28 protein-coding genes and 2 tRNA genes are annotated in these 25,382 nt (G+C 35.9%); 12 read left to right on the top strand and 18 right to left on the bottom strand.

Annotated elements, in window-relative coordinates:
- Positions 1–2: 2 nt before the first annotated feature.
- Both EG849_RS10365 and EG849_RS10360 read right to left on the bottom strand, forming a co-directional pair.
- On the bottom strand, positions 3–614 hold the full coding sequence (locus EG849_RS10365) for a DUF4230 domain-containing protein (RefSeq protein WP_125013017.1): 612 nt from the start codon (positions 612–614) through the stop codon (positions 3–5).
- Between the two features lie 89 nt (positions 615–703).
- Positions 704–1,660, bottom strand: a complete 957-nt coding sequence (locus EG849_RS10360; RefSeq protein ID WP_125013016.1) for a GSCFA domain-containing protein — start codon at positions 1,658–1,660, stop codon at positions 704–706.
- 85 nt (positions 1,661–1,745) lie between these two features.
- Here EG849_RS10360 and EG849_RS10355 point away from each other — a divergent pair, with 85 nt between their 5' ends.
- Positions 1,746–2,168 carry an SRPBCC family protein gene (locus EG849_RS10355; RefSeq protein ID WP_125013015.1) on the top strand — a complete coding sequence of 141 codons (423 nt, stop codon included), beginning with the start codon at positions 1,746–1,748 and terminating at the stop codon, positions 2,166–2,168.
- A gap of 61 nt (positions 2,169–2,229) precedes the next feature.
- Here the strand turns inward: EG849_RS10355 and alaS are convergent, their stop codons facing one another.
- Positions 2,230–4,866 (bottom strand): alanine--tRNA ligase, encoded by a 2,637-nt coding sequence (gene alaS, locus EG849_RS10350; RefSeq protein ID WP_125013014.1) that lies wholly within the window; start codon positions 4,864–4,866, stop codon positions 2,230–2,232.
- 224 nt (positions 4,867–5,090) lie between these two features.
- Here alaS and EG849_RS10345 point away from each other — a divergent pair, with 224 nt between their 5' ends.
- From EG849_RS10345 to EG849_RS10325, 5 genes are all read left to right on the top strand, one after another.
- Complete coding sequence (locus EG849_RS10345) at positions 5,091–6,068, top strand: M23 family metallopeptidase (RefSeq protein WP_125013013.1); 978 nt, start codon at positions 5,091–5,093, stop codon at positions 6,066–6,068.
- Entirely contained in the window at positions 6,068–6,400 is a 333-nt protein-coding gene (locus EG849_RS10340; RefSeq protein WP_125013012.1) for a MerR family transcriptional regulator, read from the top strand. Before EG849_RS10345 ends, EG849_RS10340 begins: the two co-directional genes overlap by 1 nt.
- A 75-nt stretch (positions 6,401–6,475) precedes the next feature.
- Complete coding sequence (locus EG849_RS10335; protein WP_125013011.1) at positions 6,476–7,063, top strand: LemA family protein; 588 nt, start codon at positions 6,476–6,478, stop codon at positions 7,061–7,063.
- Positions 7,064–7,110: 47 nt separating this feature from the next.
- Positions 7,111–7,548 (top strand): TPM domain-containing protein, encoded by a 438-nt coding sequence (locus EG849_RS10330; protein WP_125013010.1) that lies wholly within the window; start codon positions 7,111–7,113, stop codon positions 7,546–7,548.
- Positions 7,548–8,348 (top strand): TPM domain-containing protein, encoded by an 801-nt coding sequence (locus EG849_RS10325; RefSeq protein WP_125013009.1) that lies wholly within the window; start codon positions 7,548–7,550, stop codon positions 8,346–8,348. Before EG849_RS10330 ends, EG849_RS10325 begins: the two co-directional genes overlap by 1 nt.
- Positions 8,349–8,660: 312 nt before the next feature.
- Here EG849_RS10325 and EG849_RS10320 read toward each other — a convergent pair whose 3' ends face one another.
- Entirely contained in the window at positions 8,661–11,456 is a 2,796-nt protein-coding gene (locus EG849_RS10320) for an outer membrane beta-barrel protein (protein WP_125013008.1), read from the bottom strand.
- Positions 11,457–11,710: 254 nt separating this feature from the next.
- On the opposite strand from EG849_RS10320, the gene EG849_RS10315 reads away from it, so the two are divergent.
- A complete protein-coding gene (locus EG849_RS10315; protein WP_233581782.1) occupies positions 11,711–11,944 on the top strand; it encodes a hypothetical protein in 234 nt (77 codons plus the stop codon).
- A 45-nt stretch (positions 11,945–11,989) separates the two neighbouring features.
- On the opposite strand, the gene der is transcribed toward EG849_RS10315, so the two are convergent.
- Positions 11,990–13,300 (bottom strand): ribosome biogenesis GTPase Der, encoded by a 1,311-nt coding sequence (der, locus tag EG849_RS10310; RefSeq protein ID WP_125013007.1) that lies wholly within the window; start codon positions 13,298–13,300, stop codon positions 11,990–11,992.
- A 173-nt stretch (positions 13,301–13,473) separates the two neighbouring features.
- Between der and EG849_RS10305 the strand changes: the two genes are divergently transcribed.
- A complete protein-coding gene (locus EG849_RS10305) occupies positions 13,474–13,965 on the top strand; it encodes a hypothetical protein (protein WP_125013006.1) in 492 nt (163 codons plus the stop codon).
- A 104-nt stretch (positions 13,966–14,069) separates the two neighbouring features.
- On the opposite strand, the gene era is transcribed toward EG849_RS10305, so the two are convergent.
- Complete coding sequence (era, locus tag EG849_RS10300; RefSeq protein ID WP_125013005.1) at positions 14,070–14,954, bottom strand: GTPase Era; 885 nt, start codon at positions 14,952–14,954, stop codon at positions 14,070–14,072.
- 117 nt (positions 14,955–15,071) lie between these two features.
- Here era and EG849_RS10295 point away from each other — a divergent pair.
- From EG849_RS10295 to EG849_RS10285, 3 genes are all read left to right on the top strand, one after another.
- Positions 15,072–15,144 (top strand) — tRNA-Met (locus tag EG849_RS10295).
- Between the two features lie 55 nt (positions 15,145–15,199).
- Positions 15,200–15,272 (top strand) — tRNA-Met (locus EG849_RS10290).
- Between the two features lie 73 nt (positions 15,273–15,345).
- The gene (locus EG849_RS10285; RefSeq protein WP_125013004.1) at positions 15,346–16,041 is read left to right on the top strand and encodes a pseudouridine synthase; all 696 of its coding nucleotides are present in this window, start codon (positions 15,346–15,348) and stop codon (positions 16,039–16,041) included.
- Between the two features lie 20 nt (positions 16,042–16,061).
- On the opposite strand, the gene EG849_RS10280 is transcribed toward EG849_RS10285, so the two are convergent.
- On the bottom strand, positions 16,062–16,520 hold the full coding sequence (locus EG849_RS10280; RefSeq protein ID WP_125013003.1) for an RNA methyltransferase: 459 nt from the start codon (positions 16,518–16,520) through the stop codon (positions 16,062–16,064).
- Positions 16,521–16,646: 126 nt separating this feature from the next.
- On the opposite strand from EG849_RS10280, the gene EG849_RS10275 reads away from it, so the two are divergent.
- Positions 16,647–17,552: a glycerophosphodiester phosphodiesterase family protein gene (locus tag EG849_RS10275; RefSeq protein ID WP_125013002.1), complete on the top strand. Its 906-nt coding sequence runs from the start codon at positions 16,647–16,649 to the stop codon at positions 17,550–17,552.
- On the opposite strand, the gene EG849_RS10270 is transcribed toward EG849_RS10275, so the two are convergent.
- The 11 genes from EG849_RS10270 to EG849_RS10225 all read right to left on the bottom strand — a co-directional run bounded on the left by EG849_RS10270 (position 17,549) and on the right by EG849_RS10225 (position 25,029).
- Positions 17,549–18,421 carry a cation diffusion facilitator family transporter gene (locus EG849_RS10270; RefSeq protein ID WP_125013001.1) on the bottom strand — a complete coding sequence of 291 codons (873 nt, stop codon included), beginning with the start codon at positions 18,419–18,421 and terminating at the stop codon, positions 17,549–17,551. The genes EG849_RS10275 and EG849_RS10270 overlap by 4 nt on opposite strands.
- 14 nt (positions 18,422–18,435) lie before the next feature.
- Complete coding sequence (locus EG849_RS10265) at positions 18,436–18,789, bottom strand: cation transporter (protein ID WP_125013000.1); 354 nt, start codon at positions 18,787–18,789, stop codon at positions 18,436–18,438.
- A gap of 27 nt (positions 18,790–18,816) precedes the next feature.
- Positions 18,817–20,715: a heavy metal translocating P-type ATPase gene (locus tag EG849_RS10260; RefSeq protein ID WP_125012999.1), complete on the bottom strand. Its 1,899-nt coding sequence runs from the start codon at positions 20,713–20,715 to the stop codon at positions 18,817–18,819.
- 142 nt (positions 20,716–20,857) lie between these two features.
- Positions 20,858–21,208, bottom strand: coding sequence for a DUF2200 domain-containing protein (locus EG849_RS10255; RefSeq protein ID WP_125012998.1), 351 nt, complete (start codon positions 21,206–21,208; stop codon positions 20,858–20,860).
- A 166-nt stretch (positions 21,209–21,374) separates the two neighbouring features.
- Entirely contained in the window at positions 21,375–21,998 is a 624-nt protein-coding gene (locus EG849_RS10250) for an MCP four helix bundle domain-containing protein (RefSeq protein ID WP_125012997.1), read from the bottom strand.
- A gap of 149 nt (positions 21,999–22,147) precedes the next feature.
- Entirely contained in the window at positions 22,148–22,366 is a 219-nt protein-coding gene (locus EG849_RS10245) for a hypothetical protein (protein ID WP_125012996.1), read from the bottom strand.
- A 152-nt stretch (positions 22,367–22,518) separates the two neighbouring features.
- On the bottom strand, positions 22,519–22,782 hold the full coding sequence (locus EG849_RS15845) for a DUF1801 domain-containing protein (RefSeq protein WP_233581781.1): 264 nt from the start codon (positions 22,780–22,782) through the stop codon (positions 22,519–22,521).
- Positions 22,775–22,945: a hypothetical protein gene (locus tag EG849_RS15840; protein ID WP_233581780.1), complete on the bottom strand. Its 171-nt coding sequence runs from the start codon at positions 22,943–22,945 to the stop codon at positions 22,775–22,777. The genes EG849_RS15845 and EG849_RS15840 overlap by 8 nt, the downstream gene beginning before the upstream one ends.
- A gap of 85 nt (positions 22,946–23,030) precedes the next feature.
- Positions 23,031–23,408, bottom strand: a complete 378-nt coding sequence (locus EG849_RS10235; RefSeq protein ID WP_125012995.1) for a hypothetical protein — start codon at positions 23,406–23,408, stop codon at positions 23,031–23,033.
- A gap of 263 nt (positions 23,409–23,671) precedes the next feature.
- Entirely contained in the window at positions 23,672–24,211 is a 540-nt protein-coding gene (locus tag EG849_RS10230) for a lipocalin family protein (protein ID WP_125012994.1), read from the bottom strand.
- Between the two features lie 125 nt (positions 24,212–24,336).
- Positions 24,337–25,029: a hypothetical protein gene (locus EG849_RS10225; protein ID WP_125012993.1), complete on the bottom strand. Its 693-nt coding sequence runs from the start codon at positions 25,027–25,029 to the stop codon at positions 24,337–24,339.
- Between the last annotated feature and the right edge of the window lie 353 nt (positions 25,030–25,382).

The raw sequence follows: 25,382 nt of genomic DNA, 5'->3' as shown, positions 1-25,382 counted from the left end.
TTCTAAAGCAAAACCTTATCTAAAGTTGCTTCATTAACCGTTTCACCATCATATTTCAGCGTCCAGCCCATTGAATTGGTGGTAATCAAAATCTTTGAAAGTTCGCTGACCAGTCTGTTTTTGGCATTCGATTTGAGCGTAGATTTTTCTATTTTCTTGGCTAAATTCGCCTTGACCGTTTTATTTATTTTGTTATAATCATCGCCAGTAAACGGATTCATTCGGCTTTGGTTCACGTCATAAAACTTAATATCTGGATTGATTTTTATTTCTTCCTTTGGAATATAAGTGATCGTGATCGTCTTGTTTTTTTCGTCAATATCATATTTCATTTGGCGCAAATCATACGCCACAGTCACATCTGCATTGACAATCACCAACGCTTTTTTCTCGAAAGAAACCATATCCATCAAGTATTTATCTTGGTCTTTGTAGGTCAAAACTTCTGCAAAATGACCTTCGGTGACAATCAGTTTTCCAACATTCACGATGCGTTCCTGAATCAAATTGCTTCCATATTCAATAGTCGAGTCGTCGTCTTTTTTGAATTCGCAAAAGCGGAAAGCCAAAAAGATGGCTAAAATGATTCCTGCAAATAGGAGAATTCTGCGCATAGGTTTTTTTATAAAGTTATCGAATTAAAAAATAAGGAACTAAAATCTTGTTTTAAATTACTCCTAAAAAGCAACTATCAAGCCAAATTTTAAAATTTCATAAAAGGAAACTGTCTTTGCAAAACAGCAATTCGATTTTGCAATTTTGCCAAGAAAATCAAATGCTGTTCTGATTCGCTATTAAACGGACGGTGATGTAAGCCTTTTTGGATATTTTCAACTTCTTGCATTACCAGAAGCGTTTCTTCTGAAATCCACGCTTCTGAAAAGCGTTTCCAGATATAATTAATCGCAGTTGGATTGGGATGAATCATATCTTCGGCATAAAATCTATAATCGCGAAGCTCGTCCATCATAATTTCATAACTGGGGAAATAGTCAGTATTCAGTTTGCAGTGTTCCGTTTGCAGTGTTTCGAGCAAAGCAGAAATCAGATTGGCTTTGCTCCATTGATTTTCAGTAAAACCATCTTTGATATGACGAACCGGCGAAATCGTGAAAATCATTTTTGCTTTTGGATTCACTTTAGAAATTGCACCAATAATTCGCTCCAAACTCTTTTTTGAAGTTTCCACAGAAAGCAATTCCTTTTTAAACTGGGTTTGCGGGACTTTATGACAATTGGCAACAATCGAGTCAGAATCTATTTTTCGGTAAACCCACGACGTTCCTAACGTTATAATGATATGTGAGCTTTTCATTAAATCAATTTCCAACTTTTTTAAATTAGTATTCAATGATTTTAAGAAAGCTTTTTTATCCGAAGCGCTTAAATCAGAATGCACATCAAAGGAATGCCATCTTTCGTTATGAAAAAAAATGTCATCTTCCGTAAACTCTTCCTTCAAAATTGCTTTTGAAATAATTTTTTCCAAAGCCAAAGGATGAAACAAAATCCCAAACGGATTCAGACTATTCTGAAATTTAAAATAGTCTAATTTCTCGCCCATATTTACCGCAAAACAAGAACCCAGTGATACAATTTTAGAATTGTAACCTATCTGAAAATTACTTTTTTGAATGGGGATTGGCGTTGTGAATTGCATAGTTTGAGTTTGTGAATGGTAAAGATACAAAGTTGAAATTTCATCAAATCTATTTAAATTTGTAAAAACAAGCAAAAATCAAAAAATGGAAAATTTAAAAGAAAAAATTACGGTAAAAACCACCGTCAACAAACCGATCAATGAAGTGTGGAAGAGCTGGACATTACCAAAAAATATCGTCAACTGGACATTTGCTTCAATCGATTGGCATTCGCCAGAGGCAGAAAACGATTTAAAGATTGGTGGAAAATTCAGAACCAGAATGGAAGCCAAAGATGGAAGTATGGGGTTTGATTTTGAAGGAAAATATACCAATGTGGAACTTCACAAAATCATTGAATATGTATTGGAAGACGGACGTGAAGTTTTGATTTCTTTCGAAGATTTGAATGAAAATACATTGATAACCGAAACATTTGATCCGGAAACTGTAAACTCTTTAGAAATGCAAAAAGACGGCTGGCAGGCCATTTTAAACAATTTTAAAAAATACACCGAATCACTTTAAAGCAAAAAAACCACAACATAATCGTTGTGGTTTTCTTTAATCTATAAACTAAATCTGCTGTCTATTTCACAAAATCAATTGCTTTTTCTAAAGCTTCCTTGATTCCGGCAACGTTCTTTCCTCCTGCTGTTGCAAAGAAAGGTTGTCCGCCACCGCCACCTTGGATATATTTTCCCAATTCGCGAACGACCTGCCCAGCGTTCAGGTTTTTTTCTGCGACTAATTCTTTCGAAATATAGCATGAAAGCATCGGTTTATTTTCATCGGCTGTAGCCAAAACCAAGAATACATTGGTTCCTAAAGTTCCTAATTCATACGCCAGATCTTTTGCACCTTCTGCATTCAAATCGACTTGTTTTGCTAAGAATTTTACGCCATTGATTTCCTGGATTTCAGAAGCCAATTCGCCTTTCAAGTTTTTTGCTTTTTCTTTCAATAACGCTTCCACCTGTTTTTTCAATTTGGCATTTTCATCTTGCAATGAAACTACTGCTTTTACCGAATCTTGCGGATTTTTAAGCGCTTCTTTTATTTCTTTTAAAGTGGCTTCTTGCGAGGCAAAAAATTCTTTTACACCTTGGTTTGTAATCGCTTCAATTCTACGGATTCCCGCAGCAACAGCTCCTTCCGAAACAATTTTGAAATGCCAGATATCCGCGGTGTTTTTCACGTGAATGCCACCGCAAAGTTCCATGCTTTCTCCGAATTTGATGGCACGAACATTGTCGCCATATTTTTCGCCGAACAAGGCCATTGCGCCTTCTTCCACCGCTTGCTTAAACGGAATATCGCGTCTTTCGATCAAAGGCAATTGCTCTTGGATTTTTTCGTTTACGAAGTTTTCCACCGATTGCAATTCTTCCTCAGTTACTTTTGAAAAATGTGAAAAATCAAAACGAAGGTAATTTGGAGAAACCAACGACCCTTTTTGTTCCACGTGCGTTCCTAAAATGTGACGCAAAGCCTGATGTAACAAATGGGTAGCCGAGTGATTGCTTGCCGAATTGCTTCTTAATTTTGTATTTACCAAAGCCATGAATTTCCCGGAAGGATTTTCTGGCAATTCTTTTGTAAAATGCAAAATCAAGTTGTTTTCTTTCTTTGTATCTAGAATTTCAATGGCTTGGTTGGGTGTAAAAAGTGTTCCTTTATCGCCAACTTGGCCTCCTCCTTCTGGATAAAAAGGCGTTGCATCTAAAACGATTTGGTACAATTTACCGTCTTTCTTAGAATCTACTTTTCTATATCTTGTGATTTTTACTTCTTTCTCTACTTCGTCATAACCTACGAAAGTTTCTGCATTTCCTTCCACCAAAATCGTCCAATCATCCGTTGATGTTTCTGAAGCCGCTTTGGAACGGTTTTTCTGTTTTTGCAACTCTTCCTTAAAGTGAGGCTCGTTGTAAGTCATCCCTTTTTCTTTCAGGATCAATCCGGTCAAATCATCTGGAAAACCGAAAGTATCGTACAATTCAAACACTTTTGCACCAGAAACTTCTTGCCCTTTCGTGTCTTTTACGACATTTTCAAGCAATTGCAAACCTTGGTCCAATGTTCTCAAAAACGAAGCTTCTTCTTCTCTGATTACGTTCGTTACCAAGCTTTCCTGTTTCTTGATTTCTGGAAAAAATTCGCCCATTTGGTTCGCCAAAACAGCAACCAATTTGTAAACAAACGGTTCTTTTGTGTCTAAAAATGTAAATCCATAACGAATTGCCCTGCGTAAAATTCTTCTGATTACATAACCCGCGGCGGTGTTGGATGGCAACTGTCCGTCAGCAATTGCAAAGGCAACGGCGCGAACGTGATCCACAACCACACGAATGGCGATGTTTGTTTTATTTTGTTCTTCTGAGATATTTTTTATTTCGTTTGAAGTATAATTTCTTCCGGTGATTTTAGCAACTTCTGCGATTAGCGGTGTAAAAACATCGGTGTCATAATTGGAAGTTACGCCTTGCAAAGCCATACAAAGACGCTCAAAACCCATCCCGGTATCAACGTGTTTTGCAGGCAATTTTTCAAGCGAACCATCAGCTTTACGGTTAAATTCCATAAAAACGTTGTTCCAAATTTCCACCACTTGCGGATGGTCATTGTTTACTAGACTTTTGCCTGAAACTTGTGCTTTCTCTTCTGCAGTTCTCAAATCAACGTGTATTTCAGAACAAGGACCACACGGACCTTGCGCTCCCATTTCCCAGAAATTGTCTTTTTTATTTCCTAAAATAATGCGGTCTTCATCAATCAAGGTTTTCCAGATATCCCAAGCTTCTTGGTCAAATGGCACATTTTCTGCTTCGTTTCCTTCAAAAACTGATACGTATAAATTTTCCTTCGGAATTTTATACACTTCTGTCAATAATTCCCAAGCCCAATTGATCGCTTCTTTTTTGAAATAATCGCCGAAAGACCAATTTCCCAGCATTTCGAACATCGTGTGATGGTAGGTGTCAAAACCGACATCATCTAAATCGTTATGTTTTCCAGAAACACGAAGGCATTTTTGCGTATCGGCAATTCGGTTGCTTTTTGGCGTGGCGTTTCCTAAGAAATATTCTTTGAACTGGGCCATCCCTGAGTTGTTGAACATCAAGGTCGGGTCCTCTTTTAGAACAATCGGAGCCGAAGGAACGATCAAATGTCCTTTGCTTTCAAAAAATTGCAAAAATTGCTTTCTAATGTCTTGTGATTTCATTGAAAATTGGTTTAAGATGCTGTGCTTAAGACTGAAGTATTTAAAAAATCAACTCAAATTCCCGCATTCTATTATATTTGGCTATACATTTCGTTTTTCTAAATTTACGTTAATATCAAAATAATAAGTTGAAGCAGTGAAACATTTAGTAAATTTGTTCGTCTAACTAATTATCCGTTGTGAATAAACGTTTTTAAAGGTGCAAAAATAGCATATTTTAAAATATGAAAAAGGTAAAATATTATTACGATTCAGAAAATCTCGCGTACCGAAAAATAAAACCTAAAAAAGGACGAAAATTAGGCGTAATTGCGATGTTTTTATTGGCTTCGGCATTATTTGGATTTATTTGTTTCGTAATTTTGATTAACACGCCTTATTTTGAAACTCCGAAAGACCGGCTCCAGGCCCGAGAAATTGAGAATATGAAAATCAATTATTCTATTTTAAATAAAAAAATGGACCAAGTTGATGAAGTTTTAGAAAGTGTCGCTGCACGGGATAATAATTTATACCGCGTTTATTTCAACTCTTCGCCTATTCCTAACGAACAGCGAAAAGCAGGTTTTGGGGGTGTGAATCGATACAAAAATTTGGAAGGTTATGACAATTCAGAATTGGTGGTCAGCACGACAAAACGGGTGGACATTATTTCAAAAGAATTAGTGATTCAGTCAAAATCTTTAGATGAAATATTGAAATTGGCGAAAGAAAAAGAAAAACTATTAGGTGCCATTCCCGCAATTCAGCCTGTTAAAAACGAGAATTTAAAACAGATGGCATCAGGTTTTGGCTACCGAAGCGATCCGTTCACAAAAATCAGGAAGTTTCACGCCGGAATGGATTTTTCTGCCAAAACAGGAACACCGATTTATGCGACGGGAGATGGCGTTGTAGAACGCGCGGACAACACGGCTTCTGGTTATGGAAACCACATTGTAATTCGGCACGGATTTGGCTATGAAACATTATACGCACATTTGAGTAAATATAAAGTCAAACGTGGCGAAAAAGTAAAACGTGGTGACGTGATTGGCTACGTGGGAAGCACGGGCCGTTCAGAGGCGCCACATTTGCATTATGAAGTACACAAAAACGGGGAAATTGTAAACCCCTTGAATTTTTATTACGGTAATATTTCGGCAGCAGAGTTTGCCGCCATTTCAAAATTAGCGAACCAAGAAAACCAATCTTTAGATTAATGCATTTAGACTTACCACCAGACAAAAGATATTATAGCATTGGTGAATTGGCCAAAGCTTTTAACGTAAATGCCTCGCTGATTCGTTTTTGGGACAAAGAATTTGATATTCTGCAACCCAAAAAGAACGCAAAGGGGAATCGTATGTTTACTCCCGAAGATGTGAAAAACCTGCAATTGATTTTTCATTTGGTAAAAGAACGCGGTTTTACGCTGGAAGGTGCCAAAACACATTTGAGAGAAGGCCAGAAAAAAACGTTGCATAAATTTGAAGTAATCAGCAAATTAGAATCTATCAAGGCGCAGCTGAGTAATATCAAAAACGCATTGTAGTATCTGTTAGCAAAATTTATTTTAGAAACAACAACAAATACAAATCAATAAATAAACTCTAAAAACAAGAACAAAATGAAAAGATGGTTAATACCTGTAGGAATTATTATTGCGTTAATAGTAATTGTCGGATTCTGGGTTGTGGGAATTAAAAACACGGCTTTAAAACACAATCAAGCCGTTGGAAAAGAATGGGGTAACGTGGAAACAGCCTACCAAAGAAGAAATGACTTGATCGGAAACTTGGTAAACACGGTAAAAGGTGCCGCTGATTTTGAAAAAGGAACATTGACAGCAGTTGTAGAAGCGCGTGCAAAAGCAACTTCAGTAACAATTGATCCAGCGAATGTAACGCCAGAGCAAATGGCACAGTTCCAACAAGCGCAATCCAATGTTTCTTCAAGCTTGTCAAGATTATTGGTTTCTGTGGAAGCCTATCCGCAATTAAGAGCGAACGAAAGCTTCATGAAATTGCAAGATGAATTGGCAAGTACTGAAAACCAGATTTTAACATCAAGAACACGTTTTAACGAGTCAGTACAAGTGTACAATGGTTATGTGCTTACCATTCCAAACAGCTGGTTCTTAGGCGGGACTTATCCTGAAAAACCATATTTCAAATCGGTTGAAGGTGCTGAAAAACCAGTGGAAGTTAAATTCTAAAAAGCCTTAAAACCTTGAAAAAGGGAATCAAAAAAAAGTAACTAATTATGTCAAAAGTAGAAGATTTTCTAACTTCGGAAGAAGAGGCCGAAATTGTAAAAGCGATTTCTCAGGCGGAAAAAAATACTTCAGGAGAAATTCGCATCCACATTGAAGATCATACAGAAAAGCCTCCGCTCGAAAGAGCTCAGGAGGTTTTTCACACTTTAGGTATGGACAACACTTCTTTGCGAAACGGCGTGCTTTTTTATGTGGGAGTTGCCGATCACGCTTTTGCCATTATTGGTGACCAAGGCATTGACAAAGTCGTGGAAAGCGATTTCTGGGATTGCACAAGAGACATTGTCATTTCACATTTTAAAGAAAAAAAATATAAAGAGGGTCTGGTTGCCGGTATCTTAAGAGCCGGAGAAAGACTAGAACAGTATTTTCCTTTCACAGATGGCGATAAGGACGAACTATCTAACGAAATATCAAAAGGGTAATGAAAATTTTAAAATTAAAAAACACGTTCTTCTTATCGGTATTTTTATTGATTCAAAGTTTGGGTTTTGCGCAATATGACATTCCACCTATTCCTAAATTACAGACTAGTGTGTATGATTACGCTGCGATAATGAATGCTTCAGAAAAAGCAAATTTAGAGCAAAAACTGATTAAATATTCTGATTCGACTTCCACGCAAATTGTAGTGATTACGATTGAATCCCTGAAAGGCGAAGACATTGGAATTCTGACTCCAAAATGGGGTCAGACTTGGGGAATCGGCGGATCAAAAGAGAATGACAATGGTATTATTGTTCTTTTGGCCAAAAAAGAACGCAAAATTTGGATCTCAGCTGGTTATGGAGTTGAAGATCGATTACCGGCAGGAATCATTGGGGAATTGACCCGTAATGTAATTATTCCCGAATTCAAAGCGGGAAGTTATTACAAAGGCTTGGACAAAGGAACCGATGCGATTTTTGATGTTTTAAAAGGAAAGTACAAAGGAAAAAGAAAACAAAATTCTGGAGAATCAAATCCAGGCGGTTTGATTTTCTTTGTGATTATTGTGGTAGTCTTAGTAGTGATTCTTTCAAAGAATAAAAACAACAGAAACGGTGGCAATAGCGGCGGTGGCGGATTGGATTTGGCTGACATTATTATCTTAAGCAGTTTGGGTCGCGGTGGCGGCGGTGGCGGCTTTGGAGGTTTTGGAGGAGGTTCTTCTGGCGGCGGCGGATTTGGCGGCGGATTTGGCGGTGGCGGCTTTAGTGGCGGCGGCGCCGGAGGAAGCTGGTAAAAACTGGTTTTAAAATAGTAAAGCCTTGCAAAATTTGCAAGGCTTTTTTTTGTTCTTTCGAAGATTCTGACGAAAGTCGCGGGTTTATTTTTATTCGCTATTTTGTCCGAAGCTATTGTCGGACTGACGGTTACTGAAGTTAAAACGGCTTTTCTGATAGCCCTGATGCTGGAATTGCGTGAGCTCTTAAACCTGCCAGCGCAGCAGGTTTAAAGCGAGTTCCTGCAGCAGGAAAATGATTGACTAAAAGGCGGCAACATTCGCTTCAAAAAAAGAATAAAAAAAGCCGGGCGAACCCGACTTCAAAATCATTTAAAATGTGAAAGCACCACCTCCGTCTTTTTTCTTGCCTCCAAATTTTTCAATTTTATAAGTCAGCGAGAACATGGCATAACGTTTTAAAACGGTGTTTTGAATGTCTTGAATCGACTCCGGGTTTATGTAGCGAACAGCGCTCTGGTTTTGATTTAAAAGATCATACACTTTTACTTTGAACAATAATTTGTCGTCCATAAAATTGTATCCTAAACTGGTGTTCAAAAGGAAAAAATCTTTTTTGAATCCGTCAGAGATGTTAGAGTTGTAAGTGTATCCAAAGTCATTTCCGAAGACAAAATGCTTTGGCCAATAACTTGTGGTTTGGACCTTAAAATTGTGCGTAAAATTTGAAGATTCGTCAATGGTATAATTTGTATAACTGGTTTTGTTAAATCCGTAAGTGTAAGAAGGCTCGATGGTTAGCAACTCGCCGTAATCCCAACCTAAACTAACATTCGGCTCCATCGTGATTCTGTTTGCTTCATAACCAAGGTTGTTCGTCAATCCTTTATCTAAACTGTAATTAGTGCTAAGCCCAAAACCGACACGAAAGGTATTGGTTTCTTTTTTGATGGTTTTATTCCAGTTTATACCTGCGTAACTGTAATAGCTATTGTTGATATTTTGATATGTTGCTCTATTAATCAAATCAATTAGATCAAGATTTCTTGCCAAAGTAATTTGCTGTTCATAAAAATTCATACCCGCATAAGCATAATATCCTGACTTTGTAGCATAATCATAATTGTTGTAATTCAGATATATATTGTGTGACTTAACCGGTTTGATATTTGCATTTCCAGAAATTTGAGATAAGGGATTTGTCAGATCTATAACTGGCAAAATCTGTTCAGCCGTTGGCATTTGTAGTCTAAAATTATAATACATATAAATCGACTGAGACTTGGTCAATTTATAGTTCATCCATGCATTTGCGGTTGGATAAATGAAATTTTGGTTTATCACACTACTTTCTCCGTTGTACAGAGAACTATTTCGAAAATCAACCACTTGTGTTCCCAGAGACATTCCCAACCCATATTTCTTCTTTCTTAAATTTAAAGAAACCGAAGGGTTAAACGTGCGTGTTTTTGAATTCATAGTATATGAAAGCAGGTTGTCAAAATCGCTGTATTGATTGGTACCTCCATTGAAATTATATGTATTTTGATCTTTATTGTAATCTTTCCATTCGTAGGAAGATCGCAACGTTAAAGTAATGGAATCTGTAACGGGCTCAGAATACCCAAATCTAGTGTAATATCTGTTTTCTTTCACGTTATCAAATTCTCTTTGGCGACGAATATCGTCTGGCAAAGCAGCGTCTTGATAAAAATAAGTTTCTGAATTGGTGATATCATCAGCATCATTTGTCTTGTTAGAATTGTCAAATGAAAAACCAAAATTTCTTCCTTTCTTTTTAAATTTTCGGCTTAAATAAAGTTCATTTTCAAAGTTTGACGTTTTGTTATCTCGAAAATTTGCACTCGTACTTTCATTGACCAAACCTAAATCATTAAAAGAAGAACGTTCTGATTCACTTTCAAATGACGAATTGTTTTTTACAAATGTTGGTCTTACCGAAAGCGTTGTCAAGGAATCAATTTTATATTCAAACTCAAAACTCATATTATGCCCTTCGGTTTTATTTTGAGAAGTTCCGGTAGATTCTGTTATAAAGGTGCTGTTGGTTCCGTTTTCTGAAGTCAAAAAATTCTCGCTCCGGCTTTTGGTTTGGTTATCTGTTGTCGAATTTGTGTAGAAATAACTTCCGCTTGGCTCAAATTTTTTGAACCATTCATCCGCAAAATTCACTCCGGCCATACTTGACTGTGTGATTCCTGAACCACCTCCAAAATCTACACCGTTAATATTAAAACTACCGTCTCCTCGAGAAAACATTTGACGGTTTCTTCCACCACCCATGGCGTCAAAAATCTCATCCATTGAAAATCCGGTAGCATTGATGTTATTTGAAGAGCCTAAAAAGCTAATTTTCTGTTTGTCTTTAAAATAATTCAGCAATCCGCTTGATTCATATCGATCATCGGTTCCATAGCCTCCCGTAAATTTTCCAAACAAACCTTTATTTTTATCTTCTTGAATGGTTAAATTAATGGTTTTTTTATCCGAACTTGAAGCTTGTCCTGACAATTTTTCTTCGGTAGTTTTCAAATCAGAAACTTGAATTTTACTGATAATATCGGAAGGAAGATTTTTAATAGCCACGGCTCCATCTTTTCCAAAAAAAGATTTTCCGTTGACTAAAATTTCATTCACTTCTTTTCCATTTACCGTAATTTTCCCCTCTTTTGTAATCTCAACACCAGGCAATTGTTTTAGCAAAGCCTCAACATTCGCATCGGGTCGCACTTTAAAAGAAGTTGCATTAAATTCTAAAGTATCGCTTTTAATACGAACCGGCGGCGCTTCGCCCACCACAACAACTTCGCCTAAAGTCGTCACGTCGTCGTTAATTAAAATTTCTCCAAGCTCTAAATTGGCGTCTAACTTATCATATATTTTTTGATAAATTTCATAACCGATTGAGGAAACTTTGATTGCAAATGGTTTTGCCTGTTTTTTAACCGAAAAATTAAAATTTCCGTTTTTATCAGAAATCGTGTAGTCGATCATTGTAGAATCTTTTGCAGAAGTCAGATAAACCGTTGCCGATTCAATTGGTTTTTTATCAACAGCACTCACGGTTTTTCCTTTAATTAAAAAGGTTTGCGCAGATATAGTACTAGAAATTAAAAAAAATAATACGATGTAAATCTTTTTAGACATCAACTTGAGGGATTTTAAGTTATCGTTTGTAAGAATTTTAAAACTGCGAATTACTAATTTTATTATCCAAATAAATATTTTCTTACGAAATTTTTAACTTTTTCAATAAATTTTACTTTTTAAATTGTAGCGTTATTTTTTTTATGCAAAACAAATTCTTTCTAAATAAATCTCAATGTTTTAAATTATCAATTAATTGACTAATAAAAAAAAATACTTAACTTAGATCCTAATTGAAATTAAATCAAGTGGTTATGAAAAATTTTGCAATTAAGATTATAATACTGGCTACACTTTTTTTTCTAGGATTTGTAGTTTACACGCATTTTGAAGTGATTCCATGGCTTTTGCTTACGCTATTTGTCATTGGCCATTTGTTGATTTTGTATATGGTTTTCAGCGTACTGAAAGACCCGTACAAAACAAAAAAGACATTTAAGGATTGGTATGAAGACCGACCTATGAAACATTCCTCAAGCGAAATCTAAATTATTCTAAATAAAAAACCGAGACGTTCATCTCGGTTTTTTTTATTATTTCTCTCTAATATAAATATCGATCGGTACACCTGAAAAATCCCAGTGCTCACGGATTTTATTTTCCAGGAAACGTTTGTAAGGATCTTTTACATACTGTGGCAAGTTGGCAAAAAACACAAACTGAGGTGTTGGCGTTGGCAATTGCATACAGAATTTAATCTTCACATATTTTCCTTTCAAAGCTGGCGGTGGATAAGCCTCAATCAATTTCAACATATAATCGTTGAATTTTGAAGTAGCAATTCTTTGCTTTCTGCTTTCAAAAACTTTTACCGTTTCTTCCAACGCTTTCAGCAAACGCTGTTTGGTGATTGCTGATGTAAAAATAATCGGCACATCTGTAAAAGGCATTAATTCTTTGCGGATTTTCGCTTCGTATTCTTTTGTTGACATCGTGTCTTTTTCAACCAAATCCCACTTGTTTACCAAAATCACGACACCTTTTCTGTTCTTTTCAGCCAACCAAAAGATATTTTGGTCCTGACCTTCAAAACCTCTGGTCGCGTCAATTATCAAGATACAGACATCAGCGTGCTCAATGGCACGAACCGAACGCATAACCGAATAAAATTCTAAATCTTCCTTCACTTTTGCCTTACGGCGAATTCCCGCTGTATCGACCAAGTTAAATTCAAACCCAAAACGGTCAAACTTTGTATCAATAGAATCACGAGTTGTTCCCGCAATATCAGTCACAATATACCTGTCTTTACCAATCAAAGCGTTGATAAAGCTTGATTTTCCTGCGTTTGGACGACCAACAACAGCAAAACGTGGCAATTCAATTTCTTCTTGTGTTGGTTCTGGCTTTACAGGAAATGATTCGATTAACGCATCTAACAAATCTCCCGTTCCGCTACCTGAAATACTTGCAAAAGTGTAATATTCACCTAAACCAAGGTTGTAAAACTCCACGGCGTCTTTTTCACGCATCGCGTTATCTACTTTATTTACCGCTAAAATAACCGGTTTTGTAACCTTGCGAAGCAATTTCGCAACGGCATCATCCATCGGAGTAATTCCTTCTTCAACGTCCACGACAAAGATGATTACATCTGCTTCGTCAATGGCCAATTCGACCTGTTTTCTGATTTCGCCTTCAAAAACGTCATCAGATCCGCGAATATATCCGCCCGTATCAATCACAGAAAACTCTTTTCCGTTCCATTCGCTTTTACCGTAGTTTCGATCTCTGGTAACTCCAGAAACAGAATCTACAATAGCTTCTCTTCTTTGTATCAGCCTATTGAAAAGGGTTGATTTCCCCACATTAGGTCTTCCTACTATCGCAACAATATTATTCATAATTTTTTTCAAATATTTTGCAAAGGTACAACTTTTGGCCAAGCTTTTACGCTGTAACGCAGTAAGTTGTTGTATTTGCCAATTTCATTCAGCAATGTTTAACTTGAATTTAGCTTTTCTTTAAAAATAAAATTTTCGTTTTTGGGTTTATATGTATATCATTTTCAACGAATATGGAAAATCAGAAAAACATAAAATTGCGTCTTCGATTCGAAAGATTTTCGTCAAAAACTGCCGAAGAAATTAAAGCAGGCATCGAACGATTGAGACAATCTGAATCAGAAAACTTTAAGCTAAACAATGCGGGAAACCACATCTGGCTTGGCATCGGAATGTTGCGACGCGAGTTTTGGTCGCCAACTTTGCATATCGAATTAGACAAATATGAAGACGGAAGAACGCACGTAAAAGGCACTTTTGGCCCCGACCCTATTTTGTGGTTTGTGTTTTTAGCGCTTCACTTCGTTGTTGGTGTCCTGTTCGTGATTTTCGGAATTATCGCGTATTCTAAATGGAGTCTAGAACAATCGCCTCAATTTGATTTGGCCGTGATGTTTGCGTTAGTAAATGCTTGGTTTGTATTGTATTTTTTGGCGCGATACAACAGAAAAAAAGGAGCCCGCCAAATGGACGAACTCCTTAATTTATCAGAACAATTGATTTAATTATTATCCCTTACTAATAAAAGCCACAGATTTTATAAATTAAATGGATTCTGTAATCCCGAAATTATTAAAATCTGTGGCTTCATCTTTTTTATAAAAACAATTTATTTATTATTATACCCAAATCTCTTTAATTGATACGCACTGTTTCTCCAGTCTTTATTGACTTTCACATACAATTCAATATGGATTTGTTTTCCGAAGAATTTTTCTAAATCTTCACGAGACTGCATTCCCACTTTTTTCAAAGCGCCACCCTTGTGCCCAATAATAATTCTTTTTTGGGTATCTCTTTCAACCATAATTACAGAACGGATGCGGATGATTTTTTCGTCTTCCAAAAATTCTTCCGTTTCAATTTCTACCGAATACGGAATTTCTTTTTCATAATTGATTAAGATTTTCTCACGAATCGTTTCGTTTACAAAGAAACGTTCTGGTTTGTCTGTCAACGCATCTTTTGGATAATACGCCGGAGATTCTGGCAAAAGCGCAATGATTCTGGCAAAAACTTCTTTGACGTTAAAATTCTCCAGCGCCGATATCGGATGAATTTCAGCATTCGGAACTTTCTCTTGCCAAAGTGCAATTTGTTCTTCCAAAACATCTTGGTTTGACTTGTCAATTTTATTCAAAAGCAACAATACCGGAATTTTAGCGTGGATAATTTTATTAAAAAATGCTTCATCTTTCAACTCCTTTTCCCCGATTTCTACCATATAGATCAAGATATCGGCATCTTCAAACGCAGATTTCACAAAATCCATCATCGAAGATTGCAATTCATACGCTGGTTTAATAATTCCCGGCGTATCTGAAAGAATGACCTGAAAGTCTTCTCCGTTAACGATTCCAAGAATTCTGTGACGTGTTGTCTGTGCTTTTGAGGTGATAATCGACAAACGTTCCCCGACGAATGCATTCATCAAAGTTGATTTCCCAACGTTCGGATTACCTATAATATTTACAAATCCTGCTTTATGTGACATTTCAAAAATAATTTATTCTGCAAAGGTAATCATATCAGTTCAATAGAAGAAATAAAACATTTTTCAATAAAAAGCTTGTTTTTTCAGATATTCGTCGTAAATTTGCACCCGAAACATCGCGGGATAGAGCAGTAGGTAGCTCGTCGGGCTCATAACCCGAAGGTCACAGGTTCGAGTCCTGTTCCCGCTACTAAGTTTTACTGATTCAGTAAACAAAAATACATTTTGAGATTACAAACGCACATCGCGGGATAGAGCAGTAGGTAGCTCGTCGGGCTCATAACCCGAAGGTCACAGGTTCGAGTCCTGTTCCCGCTACAAAGGAAAGCTTCAGAGAAATCTGGAGCTTTTTTTGTTTCTATTATTTCTAAATCTCTCCTATTTCTGCCAAATGTTAGAAATTCTGTACCAAGACGAATATATTATTGCCATTAACAAACCAAGCGGATTGTTGGTTCATAAATCCTTTTATGCACGCGATGCAACAGTATATGCTATTCAAGAACTGCGAAATCAAATAGGGCAACATGTTTATCCGATTCACAGGTTGGACCGAAAAACATCTGGCGTCTTGTTATTTGCGCTAGATAAAGAGACCTTGAAAATTATGAATGCGCGTTTTGCCACACGCGAAGTCGAAAAAAAATATTTGGCCATTTTACGCGGTTGGTCGCCCGAAAAAATGACAATTGATTATGACTTGATCAATGATGATGACATTACGCAAAACGCAGTCACCTACTTTCATCGTTTGCAAAATGCCGAAATTGAACTTGAATTTAATAACAAACCAACGTCAAGATATTGTTTGGTAGAAGCGATTCCTGAAACGGGACGCATGCATCAATTGCGAAAACATTTCAAACATATTTTTCATCCCATTTTAGGAAGCCGTCCCCACGGTTGCAACAAGCAAAATAAATTATGGTTGGAAAATTACGAATTGAAAGGAATGATGCTTCACGCCCATCAGCTGATCTTTAATCATCCGATAAAAAACAAACAGCTGATCTTGAATGCAAAGATTAATGAAGAATTCAGCAGAGTTGGCGTTATTCTTAATTTAGATTTGGGCAAATATCAATAAAATAGCATTTTGAGATTACCTTAAGAACGTGGCTTAGACAAGTTTCTGTCATACATAACAATCGTTCCCGCCACAGCTACATTTAAACTTTTTTCAGATTTGAATTTTACTAAAAAGTGGCATTTGTCCATTGCTTTTTGAGACAAGCCGTGGTCTTCGGCACCTAATAAATACACACAGCGTCTTGGATGTTCAAAAGTTTCTAAATCGACCGCTTTTTTATCTAATTCAACCCCCACCAATCGCGCTCCTTTTGGTAAGTTCTCAAAAAATGCTTCGAAAGTATCATAATGAAAATAAGGAATTGATTTTACGGCATCATGCGTATCAGAAGCCTGTTTGGCATAACGATTGCCGATCGTAAAAATAAAAGTAGCGCCTAAATTTTGAGCCGAACGCCACAAAACCCCCAAGTTTTCAGGAGTCTTGCCATTTTGGATTCCAATCCCAAAATATTCATTTATAAAATTATCATTCATAACGCAAAAATACAAACTGTTTTGAATATTTTCCTGATAAAAAGAAAACCATCAGCAAACGTCAATGGTTTTTTAATTACTAGGTTTTCCTTAAATTTGCTTCGCTCCTATTTACCTAAATTCACAATGAAAAATTTACTTTTTGTTCTTTCCGCAGTGGCTTTTATTTTCCTTTTAAGCTGTAAATCACAAGCCCAAAAAAACTCAAATGTCATTGAAGTTCAAGCGCATCGCGGTGACAGAGGTTTTTATCCAGAAAATACGCTCTCGGCATTTTACAGTGCGATTGATAAAGGAGCCGACGTAATTGAACTGGATTTGGTGATTTCAAAAGACAAAAAAGTGGTCGTTTCTCACGATACTTTTATGCATTCGGCTTATATTTCTTGGCCAAACGGAAAACCGGTTACTAATGAAGAACAGAAAAAATCGAATTTGTACCAAATGACGTATGATAGCATCAGAAGTTTTGACGCCGGTTTAAGAACAAATCCTGCTTTTCCGGATCAAAAAAGTGTAAAATCATACAAACCATTGCTTTCTGAAATGATTGACAGCATCGAAAATTATATTGTAAAAAACAATAAACAGCGAATTCGTTACAACATCGAAATCAAATCTGGTTCGGGAGATTACGGAATCAAGCAACCGAAACCTGAAGAATTTGCCGATTTGGTTTTGAAAGTAATTCAAGAAAAGAAAATTGAAAAATTGAGCAACGTGCAGTCTTTTGACCCAAATATTTTAAATGCAGTGCACAAAAAAGCTCCGAAAATCGTCATTGCTTTTTTAACCGGAGACAAAAGTTTGGATCAAAATTTAGCCAAATTAGATTTCAAACCGCAAATTTACGCACCACATTTTGGCTTGGTAAATTCGGCATTGATTGATTCCGTTAGGGCAAAAAATATGAGAATTATTCCGTGGACAGTCAACGACCAAAAAGATATTGACGCGATGATTGCTTTAAAAGTAGACGGCATTATTACCGATTATCCGGATAGAGTTATCGAGAAACTGAAAGCCAATTAATACTCATTTGGTTCAATGTGAATCAAAATATGTCCCAATTCTGGGATTTCAATTCGCAAAAAATCTTCTAAATTGTGCGCCAAAAGATGCCCTTCTTTTACCGAAATATTTCCGTCAACGATAGCGTGAAGTTCTAAATGATACTTCATTCCTGCTTTTCGGATAAAACATTTTTCGGTATCTATGATACCTTCTACTTTAACCGAAGATTTTCTGATTTCCAACGTCAAATCATCATACAAATGCTCGTCCATAATTTCGCCCAAAGCCGGACGGAAAATCTTGTAACAGTTAAACAATATAAATCCAGAAGCAAAAAGTGCGGCCCAATCATCTGCAGCTTCATAACCTTCTCCAAAAGTCAAGGCAATTGTAATTCCAATAAAAGCTGCAACAGAAGTTATAGCATCACTTCTGTGGTGCCAAGCGTCGGCAGCTAAAGAAGAACTTTTGGTTTCCCTGCTCCTTTTCATAACCAAGCGGTATGATATTTCCTTCCAAATAATAATACCGCCAAGAACGATTAACGTCCAAGGTTTGGGCAATTTGTGCGGGGTTTGGATATTTTCGATACTTTCATAAGCGATCACTGTAGCGGAAGTTATCAAAAAGCCTACAACCAAAAACGTAATTAAAGGTTCTGCACGACCGTGGCCATAAGGATGGTTTTCATCGGCAGGACGGCTTGCATATTTGATTCCGAATAAGACTAAAAAAGACGCAAAAATGTCTGAAGTTGATTCAATGGCATCTGCAATCAAGGCATACGAATTCCCAAAATATCCCGCAAACCATTTGATTAATGCCAATGCGGCATTTCCAAAAATACTGAAATAAGTAGCTTTTATTGCTTTTTGTTCGTTTGTCACTTTTTAATTTTCAATTACGCTTTACAGCAATTATCTAAACCTTCATACGCAACTGGGTCTGCTTTTATTTCATCAGCATCATAGCCAAATTTTGAAATAGCGGTTTTTATGGAATTCAAAGTGGTTTTCTTTGAATTAAAAACAACTTTTATTGTCATTTCTTTTTCATCTAGTTCCACCATTTGGATCCCTTTTTCACGCAATAACGTTTTATTGAATTTTTCGCCGCAGGTTTCGCAAGCTTTACAGTGATCGCAATGAATCACAGTTTTTATTACAGCAGTCTGAATCGTTTTTTGTGCAAAAGCCGTGTTCGAAAATGCAATCATTCCGATAAACAGCAATAAAGATTTTAAAAGTGTTTTCATCGATTTAATTTTTTACAAAGATACCTTTTAAACTTTCATTTTTTGGATTCTGACCGCATTTAATATTGCCAAAAGTGCCACGCCAACATCAGCAAAAACGGCTTCCCACAAAGTCGCAAGACCTCCAGCACCGAGAATCAGCACAATCACTTTTACGCCAAAAGCCAAAGCGATGTTTTGCATCACAATTTTTCGGGTCAACTTTCCTATTTTGATAGAAGTGGCAATTTTTGTCGGCTGGTCATTTTGAATCACAATATCCGCCGTTTCAATGGTGGCATCGCTTCCCAAACCGCCCATTGCCATTCCGGCATCGGCAAGCGCGATAACGGGCGCGTCATTTACCCCATCGCCCACAAAAATAATCGTGCGTCCTGCGCTTTTTAATTCTTGCACTTTTTCGACTTTATTTTCAGGCAAAAGATTCCCGAAAGCGCTGTCAATATTCAAGCTTTTAGCTACATTTTCAACGATGCTGTGCTTGTCACCGCTCAACATTACCGTTTTAATATTCATTTGATGCAAAATTGCAACCGCCTGTTTGGCATCTTCCTTAACCGCATCAGCGATGGTGATGTAGCCCGCATATTTATTTTCAATTGCAACAGCCACAATCGTTTCCGGATTTGAATCGATACTTTTATCGTAATCAATATTGAATTTTTGGAGCAATTTTGCATTTCCTGCTAAAACCTTTTTTCCATCAATTGTTCCAGAAAGGCCGTGCCCTGGAATTTCTTCTACGTTTTCAGCGATCCTCTTTTTATGGCTTCCTTTAGCAAATTTCACAATCGCACCGGCAATGGGATGCGTTGATTTACTTTCTAAACTTGCGGTTATTTTAATTAATTCTTCTTCAGAAATTCCGACTGCATCCACTTTTTGAACTTCAAAAACACCTTTGGTCAATGTTCCGGTTTTGTCCATCACAACGGTATCAACTTTTGTCATTACGTCTAAATAATTGCCTCCTTTAAACAAAATTCCGTTTCGGGAAGCCAAACCAATTCCACCAAAATAACCCAACGGAATCGAAATCACCAAGGCACAAGGACACGAAATCACCAAGAAAACCAGACCGCGATACAACCATTCGTTAAAGATGTAATTTTCTACAACTAAATAAGGAAGAAAGACAATTGCAATAGCCAGAAAAACCACAATTGGCGTGTAAATTTTAGCGAATTTAGAAATAAACAATTGTGTTTTTGATTTCTTGGCAGTTGCTTCCTGAACCATTGTCAAGATTCGGGAAAGCTTGCTGTCTTTGAACAAAGCCGTAACTTTTACTTCTGAAACGGTTTGGAGATTTATCATTCCGGCGAAGACTTTTTCGCCTTTTATTTTAGAATCCGGTTTGCTTTCTCCGGTCAACGCCGAAGTATTGAAAGAGGCTTTTTCAGAAAGTAATTCGCCATCTAAAGCTATTTTTTCTCCCGATTTTACTTGTATTGTTTCTCCGATTTTAACTTCGGAAGGAGTAACGACAAAAAATTCACCATTGCGAAGTACGGTCACTTTATCAGGACGAATATCTAACAATGCCTTGATGCTTTTTTGGGCTTTTTCAACGGCTGCATCTTGAAATAATTCTCCAACGGAATAAAAAAGCATGACGGCAACTGCTTCAGAATATTCGCCGATTAAAAAGGCGCCGAAAGTGGCAATGGTCATCAAGAAAAATTCAGAGAAAATAGTGCCGTGGCGAATTTCTTTTAACGCTTGATAATTTACTTTTAAGCCGACAAAAGCGTAGGCAACCGCATACCAAATTAGATTTATGGGATTGTTGAAAAAAGAAACTTCGGTGTGTTCCAAAATAATTCCTACGACTAAGAGCACAAAACTGAATAATGCTGGAAAATAGGTTTTAAACTTGCTATCGTGATGGTGAGAATGTCCAATTTCGCTGTGATCGTGTGCCATATTTTTTGAAACTGATTTTGATTAAAGTTACAAAAAATAGCGGCAGCAATTCTTCTTGAATACTACTAAACACGATTTCCATTTTGATCTTCAGCTATTCTTAATTTTTTCACAAGTGTTTTTTCCTTTTTCTTCGGTAATTTTAACTTCTGAAAATTTTTTCTAACGACTTTCCTTTTGCCAATTCATCAACCAATTTATCTAAGTAGCGTATTTTCTGCATCAAAGGATTCTCAATTTCTTCTACTCGATATCCGCAGATTACTCCTGTGATTTTTGTTACGTTTGGATTCATTTTAGGCGCTTCTGCAAAAAAAGTTTCAAAGTCTTTTTTAGTTTCAATTTGATCGGACAATCCTTTTTCATCATAACCGGTAAGCCAGAAAATGATCGAATGCACTTCTTCTTTTGTGCGTCCTTTTTTGACTGCTTTATGGATATAATGTGGATACACACTTGCAAATGAAGTTGTAAAAATTCTGTGCTTTTCCATTTTATTGAGATCTATTTTTTTTTATTATTTTATTCTCTTTGTATAATGCTGCACCTTTTTCAGTGTAACTAAAAAAATCTACGAAAATAAAAAGCGCCCGAAACACTATCAAACAAGTATTCCTACTTATTGAGAAACAGTTTATTTTTAAACTCCGCTATATAATTTAGTTTAAGCTAGGATCCTTCGGTTTAAACAAAGGGATTAGCGTCTCTCCTGAAAACACCATTACTTGTAATGCAATTAAGATCATAATAATGATGGCAAATGCAAATTGTGAAGATGCTTTGATTGTTGCGTATTGCGATTCAACCTGTTGCATTATTAACTTCGATTCCTCTAATTGGATCGCCGAGAGTTTATTTAATGAAGAAAGAATTTCATCAGTGTAAATTGAAGGAGCATTTTTATCTTTTAAAATAAGTTGTTCCATTTTTTTAAAGTTACCGATCAACGCCGCGGCAGTTGTTTTTTCAGTTTCTGTAAGTTTCGTTTTTTTATAAATATCAAAGGTTACTTTAAAATCTGTGCCTAATTTGTTGATCGCATTATCTTTTAGATCTTGGCTTTTATCACTCATTGCCATTTCTCTAATCTGATACACATTTTGGGTCATTTTCAGAATGTATTCTTCGACAATTAATCGATCCTCATACATTGTAGAGATGGAATTTTTTACATTTTCAGTATGCAATCTATCCAGATAATTACTCAACAGCACCAGCAAGCACAACGCCAATAAAACCATTGATGCCGTAAATTTATTTTTGATGCCGTAAGTCCACTTCATACGTAATTTTGGATTATTTTAAGTTTATAGTTCTTTTACATCAAAAACAAAATCGTGTCAATTAGGGAATATGCCCGCTTTGCCTATAACGTTTTTTAGCTTTTTTAGTACAAATTATTTTCGTCAAGGAAATCCCAATCTCATTTTATTTAAATGATAATAATTCCGGTCCAATGCATAATAAGCATGATTAAAACTGTTATTCCGAAACTGCACAAAGTAAGGATTCTCCAATAAGTGGATCGTCCATTCCCGAATCTCCAAATTTTCTCTCCAGCTTCTTTTCTGTTTGCTTTTAGAGTAAATGATGACAGCAGATAGGTGGAAGCAATAAAAATCACGACTGCAATTGTCCAAAATTTTATCATAATGTGTAATTTTAAATTGTAATTAATTCACTTGTTTTCAATAAAATTAATAGGACTAATTTATAAAAATAAACTTTTATTAATAAAAAAGCAACAGTAAAAAAACACTATTGCTTTCTTCTGGTTTGTTTTATACTAGTTTGAAACTGTTTTTATTTTAATCTGCAAGAGCATTCGTGATGTTCACTGATGTATTTAATTGACTCTAAACATATTTCTTTTAATGCAACAATATCGATATCAGAAAGTTTTTTCACATGAATACAAGCCTTACTCATTTTAAATTTATCAAGATCAGCTACTCCCAATTTGCTTTTTTCAGTCTCAGAATACACATAGAACGTTAGCGCTGTTTTTCTTGGTGAAAATGCAATAACCGGCGCATCTCCTTCGTGTCCGCTTGCATATTTACCCAAAGCCAATAATACTTGGGCCCCACATTTTAGGTTCAGATTCAGACCAATCTTGCATTAACTTTAAAAGAAGAAAACTGTCCTGCTTTTTTTGTTCGTTATCAACGTAGGTGTTTATAAAATCGATTACATTTTGTCCGGTGAAAGTTGTTTTTGTCTTTCCCATAGAAGATCTATTCTTTACTTTATATTTCAAATAAATTGAGGGTTTTATTTCGTTTTAAAACATTTACAACGAGCAAATTCAAGGATTAAAAAAGTATAAAATTTTTCATCAAACCATCAAGATCGTCATTTGATTTTGGTTCCTTTCTGAAGCCAAGATTTAGAATTAACGACTGTTTATTGACAATTCCTGAAGCATATATAACATACCCATAATCATTTACTTTGTACTTTTTTCCTGAAAAACCCTCCCCTTTTGACTTAAATGTTACAGTTCCAATTTCTGTTAAAGGCAATTGGCTTTCCATTTGAGCTAGTATCTGATCTTTAATATTGCTATAAAACATTTCGGAACTAAGATACATCGATTGCGCAGAAAATAAATCATTTCCAATTTCAAATTCTGACTTTGCTATATAATTTTCAGGAACAGCTATTTTTAGAGCTGCGTAATTTACTTCCAAATTTTTAGTTTCTTAAGAAGACATTTTCAAAGAAATCATTAAAAATAGAAAAAAATATTTTTTGAGTTTTATACTTTTCGTTTTTATTATTTCGTTGTTTTTTTGAGGTTATAAAATAGCCGCTACCATGATGTGGTCTAAAAGATTTGCGAACTTTAAAAGTTGATTTAGCTCCGCTCATATAAAATTCACTTCCTAAATAAAGAAATTTCCAATTACCAAAAGAAACCTTTATTTCGTCAAATACAACTTAAACAAACGTCTTAGTTTTGTTTGTCGTGCTTTACCCACAGAAGATCGCCAGTATTGTATCCGCTATTTTCGGCCACTTTTAAATAGTCTTTTTTGATGTCTTCAGGAATGGTGGTTTCCCTTGATAAAATCCATAAATACTTTTCATTCTTTCCTGCTACTAAAGCGTATTTGTAATTTTCATCAATGGCGATTACATTATAGCCCGAATAAAACGGACCGAAAAAAGACACTTTAAGCATTGCAATATTTTCGTCTCCTACAAATTTTGCTTTTCCAACGGCTTGCGTCCACTTTTTCTCTTTGACGTTATACCCTCTATTATCAACTTTGATTTTCCCATCTTCCCTTAAAGAATATTCTGCCGTGGTATTGTTTAAATCTTTTTCAAATTTGAAATCGATCCTTGCAATTTCATACCATTTTCCAAGGTATTTCTCTTTGTAAAAGGGCTTTACTGCTGAAGCTTTTTCAGGAATTGTACTGCAAGAATATAAAAATACAACTGTAACGAATGTCATCAATACATAAATTATTTTCTTTGTTTTCATATTTACTTTTTTTTACTGTTTTTTTTATCAGTTCTCTTGGCACTCCTCTAACGTTTTGGGGATTTCGAAGTACTAAACCCGTTATTCCATAAAAAGCAGTTAGCGGTAGGCAAATAGTCTCATTTCTATTTATTTTCTAATTGTGCATATAAGCCCATTCCATGAATTGTGAATGCGGGATATTCTATCAAATCAACATTTGGCAAATAACTCACATAGTGTATTTTATCCATCAAATGAAACTTTTCAATACGGTATAGTTTGACTTTTTTATGTAGCGGTTTTACAAGATTTCCCAGTTGCTTATTAAGTTTTGAGTTCAACAGAAACTGATTTAGTTTTTCATAATTGATACTTTTTTGTCCAAATTGCTGTTCGTATTCAGTGGACAAGTCGTTAGCTAAATCTAAATAATAAATAGGCTGTCTAAAATAGAAAGAATTAAATTTTGAAAGATCGAAATCTATCTCAATCTGGGGATAACATTCATTTATTTTGGTCAGCAGAGACGCAAAAAGCATCGGGTCTTTATGATGTACGCCTAAATGCAGTGTACTGTCTCTGCTATATTCTCTAACATTCACTACAATGTCCAATGTATCTTTACCCACAAGCCAATAATAGGAATGTGATTTTGACAAAAAACCAACTTCGTAAGACCTATTTAAAGCCTGTTTTTGCTTGACAATGATCGTATCTTGGATGTTTTTAGAAGTTTTTGCACTCAGATTATTAGATTTTGTTTCTTTAACACAAGATATCAAACCAAGGGATATGATAAAAAGAAATAACCATTTTAAATACTTACCTATATTCATATTCGTGTGTTTGTTGTTTACGTTCCGCCTCTATTGAGCTTTTATATGGTGAGAAAAACTAATAGAAAGTTCTCACGTCTGGTGCAAACGAAGTTAGAAAATCAAAACGTCATTTCATAGTTTAAACTAGCAATAATGCTTGACTCTCTGGCATCACCAGTAAGGCGTGTGTGTTTTTAGTAATTTTTTGATTCATTAAGTTGCAGTAAATAGTTAGCTATGATTTCTGTCTCTTGTATTGAAAAACTAAGTTTAAAATATGCTATGTAATTGCGAAGTTCTTTTAATGTCCCCGCTCCCGCGCGAATCCCTTCGCGTGGACAAATTACAACTTAAAGTTCTGAAAAACGCAA

It is taken from the genome of Flavobacterium macacae, from assembly GCF_003865365.1.
GTDB lineage: Bacteria > Bacteroidota > Bacteroidia > Flavobacteriales > Flavobacteriaceae > Flavobacterium > Flavobacterium macacae.
The sequence above is the reverse complement of the archived record's forward strand: the minus strand, read 5'-3'. Positions and strand labels throughout refer to the sequence as shown.

Coding starts and splice junctions, on each gene's coding strand:
- EG849_RS10365 (WP_125013017.1), bottom strand. CDS start 614: ATGCGCAGAATTCTCCTATTTGCAGGAATCATTTTAGCCATCTTTTTG.
- alaS (WP_125013014.1), bottom strand. CDS start 4,866: ATGAAATCACAAGACATTAGAAAGCAATTTTTGCAATTTTTTGAAAGC.
- EG849_RS10355 (WP_125013015.1), top strand. CDS start 1,746: ATGGAAAATTTAAAAGAAAAAATTACGGTAAAAACCACCGTCAACAAA.
- EG849_RS10285 (WP_125013004.1), top strand. CDS start 15,346: ATGTTAGAAATTCTGTACCAAGACGAATATATTATTGCCATTAACAAA.
- EG849_RS10265 (WP_125013000.1), bottom strand. CDS start 18,789: ATGAAAACACTTTTAAAATCTTTATTGCTGTTTATCGGAATGATTGCA.
- EG849_RS10225 (WP_125012993.1), bottom strand. CDS start 25,029: ATGAATATAGGTAAGTATTTAAAATGGTTATTTCTTTTTATCATATCC.
- EG849_RS10255 (WP_125012998.1), bottom strand. CDS start 21,208: ATGGAAAAGCACAGAATTTTTACAACTTCATTTGCAAGTGTGTATCCA.
- era (WP_125013005.1), bottom strand. CDS start 14,954: ATGTCACATAAAGCAGGATTTGTAAATATTATAGGTAATCCGAACGTT.
- der (WP_125013007.1), bottom strand. CDS start 13,300: ATGAATAATATTGTTGCGATAGTAGGAAGACCTAATGTGGGGAAATCA.
- EG849_RS10275 (WP_125013002.1), top strand. CDS start 16,647: ATGAAAAATTTACTTTTTGTTCTTTCCGCAGTGGCTTTTATTTTCCTT.
- EG849_RS10250 (WP_125012997.1), bottom strand. CDS start 21,998: ATGAAGTGGACTTACGGCATCAAAAATAAATTTACGGCATCAATGGTT.
- EG849_RS10335 (WP_125013011.1), top strand. CDS start 6,476: ATGAAAAGATGGTTAATACCTGTAGGAATTATTATTGCGTTAATAGTA.
- EG849_RS10260 (WP_125012999.1), bottom strand. CDS start 20,715: ATGGCACACGATCACAGCGAAATTGGACATTCTCACCATCACGATAGC.
- EG849_RS15840 (WP_233581780.1), bottom strand. CDS start 22,945: ATGGGAAAGACAAAAACAACTTTCACCGGACAAAATGTAATCGATTTT.
- EG849_RS10345 (WP_125013013.1), top strand. CDS start 5,091: ATGAAAAAGGTAAAATATTATTACGATTCAGAAAATCTCGCGTACCGA.
- EG849_RS10305 (WP_125013006.1), top strand. CDS start 13,474: ATGGAAAATCAGAAAAACATAAAATTGCGTCTTCGATTCGAAAGATTT.
- EG849_RS10340 (WP_125013012.1), top strand. CDS start 6,068: ATGCATTTAGACTTACCACCAGACAAAAGATATTATAGCATTGGTGAA.
- EG849_RS10230 (WP_125012994.1), bottom strand. CDS start 24,211: ATGAAAACAAAGAAAATAATTTATGTATTGATGACATTCGTTACAGTT.
- EG849_RS10280 (WP_125013003.1), bottom strand. CDS start 16,520: ATGAATGATAATTTTATAAATGAATATTTTGGGATTGGAATCCAAAAT.
- EG849_RS10360 (WP_125013016.1), bottom strand. CDS start 1,660: ATGCAATTCACAACGCCAATCCCCATTCAAAAAAGTAATTTTCAGATA.
- EG849_RS10330 (WP_125013010.1), top strand. CDS start 7,111: ATGTCAAAAGTAGAAGATTTTCTAACTTCGGAAGAAGAGGCCGAAATT.
- EG849_RS10320 (WP_125013008.1), bottom strand. CDS start 11,456: ATGTCTAAAAAGATTTACATCGTATTATTTTTTTTAATTTCTAGTACT.
- EG849_RS10245 (WP_125012996.1), bottom strand. CDS start 22,366: ATGATAAAATTTTGGACAATTGCAGTCGTGATTTTTATTGCTTCCACC.
- EG849_RS10315 (WP_233581782.1), top strand. CDS start 11,711: ATGAAAAATTTTGCAATTAAGATTATAATACTGGCTACACTTTTTTTT.
- EG849_RS10325 (WP_125013009.1), top strand. CDS start 7,548: ATGAAAATTTTAAAATTAAAAAACACGTTCTTCTTATCGGTATTTTTA.